The sequence below is a fragment of the Mycobacterium sp. genome, from assembly GCF_025965855.1.
Taxonomy (GTDB): Bacteria; Actinomycetota; Actinomycetes; order Mycobacteriales; family Mycobacteriaceae; genus Mycobacterium.
This window is the reverse complement of record NZ_JAOPWB010000242.1, coordinates 1-6,562: the sequence shown is the minus strand read 5'-3', so window position 1 is coordinate 6,562 and position 6,562 is coordinate 1. Positions and strand designations below refer to the sequence as shown.

Annotated in this window: 3 protein-coding genes; 2 read left to right on the top strand and 1 reads right to left on the bottom strand. The window is 67.7% G+C overall.

Features of this window, described 5'->3' with window-relative positions:
* Positions 1-62 precede the first annotated feature (62 nt).
* Entirely contained in the window at positions 63-245 is a 183-nt protein-coding gene (locus JWP83_RS20710) for a hypothetical protein (RefSeq protein ID WP_297733989.1), read from the top strand.
* 57 nt (positions 246-302) lie between these two features.
* On the opposite strand, the gene JWP83_RS20705 is transcribed toward JWP83_RS20710, so the two are convergent.
* Complete coding sequence (locus JWP83_RS20705) at positions 303-3,521, bottom strand: adenylate/guanylate cyclase domain-containing protein (protein ID WP_367185656.1); 3,219 nt, start codon at positions 3,519-3,521, stop codon at positions 303-305.
* Positions 3,522-3,786: 265 nt separating this feature from the next.
* Between JWP83_RS20705 and JWP83_RS20700 the strand changes: the two genes are divergently transcribed.
* Positions 3,787-6,562: adenylate/guanylate cyclase domain-containing protein (locus tag JWP83_RS20700; protein ID WP_297733985.1), on the top strand; the 2,776-nt coding region annotated here is incomplete at its 3' end.

Sequence of the window (6,562 nt, the reverse complement as noted above, 5' to 3'; positions counted from 1 at the left end):
TACCAATCGCGCAACGGGGTATTGGGTAGCGACGGGTACCGCTACCCGACTTCTGAACCCTGATGGAAAGCCAAATGACTGGACCCGACAGAGACCAGCCGAGCCACGCCCAGGAGCTGGAGAACATCGTCGATCGCCTCGACGAGAAAGTTGCCAACGAGCGGGAAGCCGAAGGCGTCCCCGGCAAGCCGAGCGACCGCGAACGTGAGGCTACTCGCGGCTCGGAGGACGAGCCGCCGGATTAGGAACCGGCTCGCCAGCCCGCCGGGCTGCGTACGCGGTGGGTGGCGGGACTCACGCGTCTACCCTTGCCGCTCCAGTAGCGTTCGCGCGCGCGCCAATTCCGGCCAGCGACTGTCGGCAGGTATCTGCCGTACCGAGTGGAGGAGTTCGGTGCGTGCGGGCTGACCGCGCAATTCGAAATCATCGAGGGCAGTGCGTAATAGGAACAGATGTGCGCCCTGGCGGCGAGCCATCTCGATCGCCGCAGCGATATCGCGCTTCTGGTCATCGGGTCTGGAGCGGGTGTGGGAACGCAGCCGCAACAACTCGGCGTCGCAATTGTGCACCCCGTTCTCCTCAGCCAGCTGCAGTCCGGCCTGCAGACGGAGGTCGGCTTCATCCAGTTCACCGACGGCGATCAACAACCGGCAGAGCACACCGTGATAGATCGGCGCGAAGGCGCCGAAACCCGCCGCGTTCCAGGAGTCGAGCGACGTGCCCAGCGTCACGAGTTGTGCTGCCACGGCGCCCATGTCGACGGCGCCAGCGCGCAATGCGGCTGACGCATCCACCGCGGCCCGCTGGGCCGCACCGACGAGGTGCCAGCCGTCGAAGCTGTGCCGTTGGGTGAGCTCGAGCAAGTCGGCGGCGAGCATCGCGGCGCGCTCGAGCTGAGCGCTTTCGGTGCACATCCATACTTGAGCGAAGCGCGTATACGCCAGCGTGAACGGCCCCTTTGGAAACCCCGCCTGCGCCGCGTGGTCAGCAGCGGCGGCTAGCTCGGCATCGGCATCGGCAAGGTTGCCCTGGAACACATGCACCAGGCCCAGCGCGACACGCGGTGCGCCTTTCACTTCGTACGGTTGCAGCACGAGCTCCTCGAACTGATGCGACGTCGCTGCCATACCGGCCGCCCACTCCTCGATCTGGGGACGTGCACTGTGCAGGTCCCCCCGCAGCATTGCCAGAAATCCCGAGGCTCCGACGAAAACCTTCAACTGGCGAGCCGGACTCAGCAGCCCCATGATCCGTTCCGCCCGCAGCACGTCACCGCGTGTGGCGTAATAGATCAGTAGGTTGCCGAAGGCGGCGAATGTCGGACCGTCACTCAAGTCCGTTCCACCCAGCTGCAGGCAGCGCTCCATGTCTGCAGCCGCCAACCGACTTCCCACGCCTTCGGCCGCCGCGATCAGCATTCCCCGCTGCAACCGCAGGCCGATCTCGCGACGATCCCGGTCAGGGCCAGGTTTGATCTCGTCGATATGGGTGATGGCCTGGCTGATGTAGGCACGCGCCTCGGCCAACGCGCCGCGGCGTTGCGCATCGTTCGACGCCCGCCGGTAGGCGGAGGCGGCTTGCTCCCACCGCTGCGCCTGCTCGTAGTGCCCCGCGGCCAGCCGCCAGTCGGGATCACCGCCGCCAACTCCTTTGACAAGGGCGTCGGCTACCTCGGCGTGCAGGCGGCGCCGCACACTCGGTGGCGCTAACTCGGCGGCCACCTCGCGCAGCAATTCGTGGCGAAACCGCCAGCCGTCGACTCCCCACGGCTCGAGCACCATCGCATCCTCGAGCTCGTCGATGACGTCGTCGAGTTCGTCCTCCCCGAGACCGACGACCGCGCCCAGCAGGCCCCGGTCGATCTCGCGGCCGATGACCGCGGTGGCCTGCACCACCGACAACCCGTTCGGCTTGGCGCGCAGGCGGGCGAACAGCGGCTCATATAGCGCGTCGGGCACCGCGGCCGCGTCATCGGATGCGTGCAGTTCGGCTACCACCTGCTCGATGTAGAACGGCACACCGTCGCAGCGTTCACACACCGCGGCCATTGCCTCCGCGCTGACCGTCGGATGCAACGCCCGAACCAGCGTGTCGGTCTGCTCGTCGGTCAGGGGCGCCAGCTCAAACACCCTGACGGGCCATGCAGGGGGCAGCCAGTCCCCCGTTCGGCCGGTCACCACCGTCAACGTCCGGCCGTCTCCCGCGCCGAGCAGGCATCCGACTAGCTCGATCGTGGACGGGTCGAACCAGTGAACGTCCTCGGCCACGAGCAGACCGGGCGCACCGCCGAAGCACGCGAGCAGGTAGCCCCGAGTCGCTTTGGCGATCAGCTCCTGAAGCTTGTCGCCGTCGGCGGGCACGGGTTCATATCCGTGCTTGGAGGCGATACCGAGCACCGGAGCCAACAACGGAACCGTCGTCGCCGGATCAAGGGATTGCGCCGCAATCTCGCGTTCCAGCAGTGCCAACCGTTCCCGCGGCTCGGCCAGTCGGTCAATCCCGCAGCGATGCTCGAGCAGCGCGCGGACCGGATGCAGGCCGACGTCAGTGTGAAACGGTGAGCCGGTCAACTCCATCACCGCCCCACCGTCGCGCCGCACTAGCTCGATCGCTTCAGCCGCGAGTCGGCTCTTGCCGATACCGGGCTCCCCGCGCAGTACCACCCCAGGCGTTTTCAGGTTTCCGGCTTTCGCGCGCGCCCAGCTCTTCTGCAGCCGCATCAGCTCGCGTTCACGCCCGACGATCGGTGCCTGCCCCACCGTCGCAGCCGGTGTCATCCGCTCCCCCGCCACACGATAGTGGGTGATCAACCCGTCGATGCCCTTCACCGGCGCCGGGGGAAGCGCTTGCAATTCAAAGCTGTCGCGCACCAATGGCTCTACCGCATCCGAGACGACAACGGCGCCGGGCGGGGCCAGACCGCACACGCGGGCGGCCAAATTGGCGCCCAACCCGTAGACGTCATCTTCGTCGGTGTCGAGATACACAAGTCCTCGATGCACCCCAACCCGTACCGCGATCTCGATTTCGAACCGTCGCCGGGCCTGCTCGGCCAAACGGTCGACCTCGCGGCTGATCTCCAAGCCGACCAGCACTGCTCGGCGCACGTCATCTTCGTGTGTAATCGGATGACCGAACAGGGCCAGCACCCCGTCACCCTTGATGGAGCCGATGTGGCCCTCGTAGCGCTGCACGAGTCGCAGCACAATGTCCCGATAGCTGCCGACGAGCAGTCGATACGTTTCCGGCTCCACCCGACGCGACAACACCGTGGAATCGACCAGATCGGCGAAAAACATTGTCAAGCGCCGAATTTCGCCGGCCTTACTACGCGGGATGGCCAGCAGGTCCTCGGCATCGGCGTTTCGCTCGTCCGCGGCCAGAATACGCCCTGCCAGGGCCGTCGCGGTGACCCGATCCCCGCGGTTCATCGCCAAGACGGCGCGATCGATTAGGTCGTCGATCGACGCCTCTTGATCAGCCCAAGCGTCTCGTGCCGGGTGGCCTGCCCGTTCGGTCACGTGCAATACCGTTTCATCTGGGTGCGCCCCGCTGGCCAAAGAATCATATATGCCCGCGGTCGCCGGCGCGGTCTGTGCGGTGCCGGCACCTTGACGCATCGCCATACGACAGCAAAGGCCCGCCGAGCTGTCATGTGTTCGCTACGCGCCGATGGTGTTTGCTTACCGCATTGCACGCTTCAAATACAGCGTTTCGCAAGGGTCTTTCGCGGTCGCCCGATGCCTGGGACAGGATATGATTCTCAGCTGCGGGGATGGGAGGCGCATGGGCCCTACCAAGCGCGCTGCGTCGATCGATGAGCTGCTTGACCGGGCGGTGGTTGCGATCAACCGCGGCGATCGCGCCACCGCCACGGTGCTGGCGGAACAGGTGCTGGCTGCCGATCGCGGCAACGCCGACGCCGAGGATCTGCTGGCCGCGCCGGGCGATGTCGGTGAGATTCGGCGGCTGACGATCCTGTTTGCCGAGCTGGCCAATTCCACGGCCTTGTCTGCGTGCATCGAACCTGAGGCGTACGGCAAGGTGGCGAGGCGCTACTGCGATCAGGTGTGCAGGATCGTGAACCGTTACGAGGGGCATCTGGGATCGACTAAGGGTGAGGCGCTACTGGCGGTGTTCGGCCACCCCGCCGCTCATGAGAACGATGCGCGGCGCGCGGTGCTGGCGGGACTCGAGATCGCCCGCGAGGCCGGAAACTTGAGCGAACACGTGCGGCGCCGGTTAGGGGCGAGCATCGATGTGCGCGTCGGAGTGCATCGCGGCCTGGTGTATCTCGACACTGCGGAGGATGACGTCTACGGATTGGCGGCCAACATGGCCGCGCGTGTGTGCAGTCTGGCCTCGCCGAACTCGCTTGTCGTCTCGGATGCCGTAGCGCCGATGGTGCGCGACAGCTTTGAGCTGGAACCTGGGCCTCCGGCCGCAGTCAAGGGTGTCGACGGCGTGGTTGCCCACCACCGGGTGCTCGGTGAACGTGTTCGCGTAGGCGGGCTCCGCGGGGGGCCGCTGGTCGGTCGCGACCGCGAGCGGGCGCGGCTCCGGAAAAGTTGGGCGCGCGCCCAGGCCGCGACGTTGACCACACCGGGGATGGCGTTCCGCGGAGAGCCCGGGATCGGCAAGAGCCGGCTGGCCGCGGCGGCCGTCGAGCTCGTCGAGGGTTCGGGCGCGGTGGTGTTGGAGTTGCACGGGTCGCCGTTTCACACCGACGCGGGCCTGCATCCGGTGCGGATCCTGATCGAACGCCGGTGCGGCATAAGCCGTCTCACCGAGCCGGGCGAGCGGCTGCGGCTTCTCGAGCGCGACGTGCGGGCGTGCTCGCTGGACCCTGCGACGGTGATCCCGTTCTTGGCGCCGGTGCTCGGTGTCGGGCCAGAGGCCGGCTATGAGCCCGTGCCGGCGGAAGGACGCAAGCTCTACGAACTGATTGCCCAGGGCGTGCAGGAGTATCTGCTCGCCTGCGTCGGCGGTGGCCCCGGACTGATCGTCGCCGAGGATGCGCACTGGTTTGACCCCTCGACCGTCGAGCTGCTCGACACCCTGCTGAGCGCAGCCGACGGTCGCCTGCTGGTGGTCATTACGGGACGCGACGGCAAGTGGCTGCCGGGCGCCTGGCCGGTGAAGGTCTTCGACTTGACACCGCTTTCCGATGAGCACACCGACGAGCTGGTCCTGGCGCTGGATCCGACCGTGACCGCCGATGAACGGGCGGCCGTGCGCAACCGCTGCGACGGCGTGCCGTTTTACATCGAGCAAGTCGTAAGCGCGCTGAGGGCGACCTGGTCCGAAGCCCCGGGCAGGAGCGGCGTGCCAGACGCGCTCTATGAGCCGCTGTTCGCCAGGCTGCGCGCGACCGGGAATGTGGTCGAGGTGGTGAAGGCGGCCGCCATTATCGGGCGCCAGGCCGATCGGAGCCTGCTGCGGGCGGTGTGCACCCTCAGCGAGAACGACATCGACGATGTCATCGATGATCTCGAGGACGTGATGGTGTTCGAGCCGTGGGGCGCCGACAGCTGGCGTTTCCGCCATGAGCTGCTGCGCGAGCTGGCAGCCGAGTTGGCGCCGCCCAGTGTGCGCCGCGACCTGCACGCCCGGGTGGCCGAGGCCCTGGTCACCGGCGCCGCGGGTGACCCCGACTGGCGGCTTGTCGCCGCCCACTATGAGCAGGCCGAGCGGTTCGAGGAGGCGGCCGTGGCCTACCAGCAGGCCTCCGCCGCCGCTCGCCGCCGCGGCGCTCTGCCGGAGGCACGCAGCTACATGAGCCTCGCGTTGGCCGGGCTCGAGCGCTGCGGCGCGGGCCCGGGACGAGACCGGCGCGAGATCGCGTTGCGGCTGGAACGAGGATTGCTGGCCGCCGCCGCGGAGTTCTACACCAGCCCCGCGGTGGCCGCCGATTTCGAGCGGTGCCTGCACCTCGGCGGCAGCGACCTGCATGACGACGAGGTCATCGCGACGCTGATCGCGCTGGTCAGCTACTGCGCCACCCGGGCAGACCTGCGCCGCATGGCACAGGTGCTGGAGTCACTGCGCGCCGATCTGACCGTGGGACGGCATTGGTCCCGCCCGGCGATCGAGTCGTCGTTCGGTGTGCTGGCGTGGCTGCGTGGCGAATTCGATGCTGCGGTGTCGTATTTCACCGACGCGACCGCCGGCCGGCCCGCCGCCGGTCGGCACCCGATCGAGGCGGTGTGGTACTTGCCCAACGAGCCGCTTGCGTCGGCCCACGTACACCTGAGCCTGATCCGGCTCTGGCGTGGTGATCTCGCCGCCGCTGAGACCGAACGGGGGCTTGCGGCGCGTGTAGCCGCACATCTCGGCTTCCCCCAGAGCGGATTCATGGAATGCTTCAACCGGTTCATGGCGACCTGGGTACATATCGAGACGGGCCAGCTTGATGAGGCCGCGGTCGTGGCCGCCGACCAGATTGAGCAGGCCGAGCGGCAAGGCTTTGACCAATGGCGCCTGGCCGGGATGACCAACCAGGGCGCCGTCGCGGCCCTCGTCGGGCTGGCCTCGGCGAACCTGGACCAGCCGGCGCTCGAGC

Coding starts and splice junctions, on each gene's coding strand:
- JWP83_RS20710 (WP_297733989.1), top strand. CDS start 63: ATGGAAAGCCAAATGACTGGACCCGACAGAGACCAGCCGAGCCACGCC.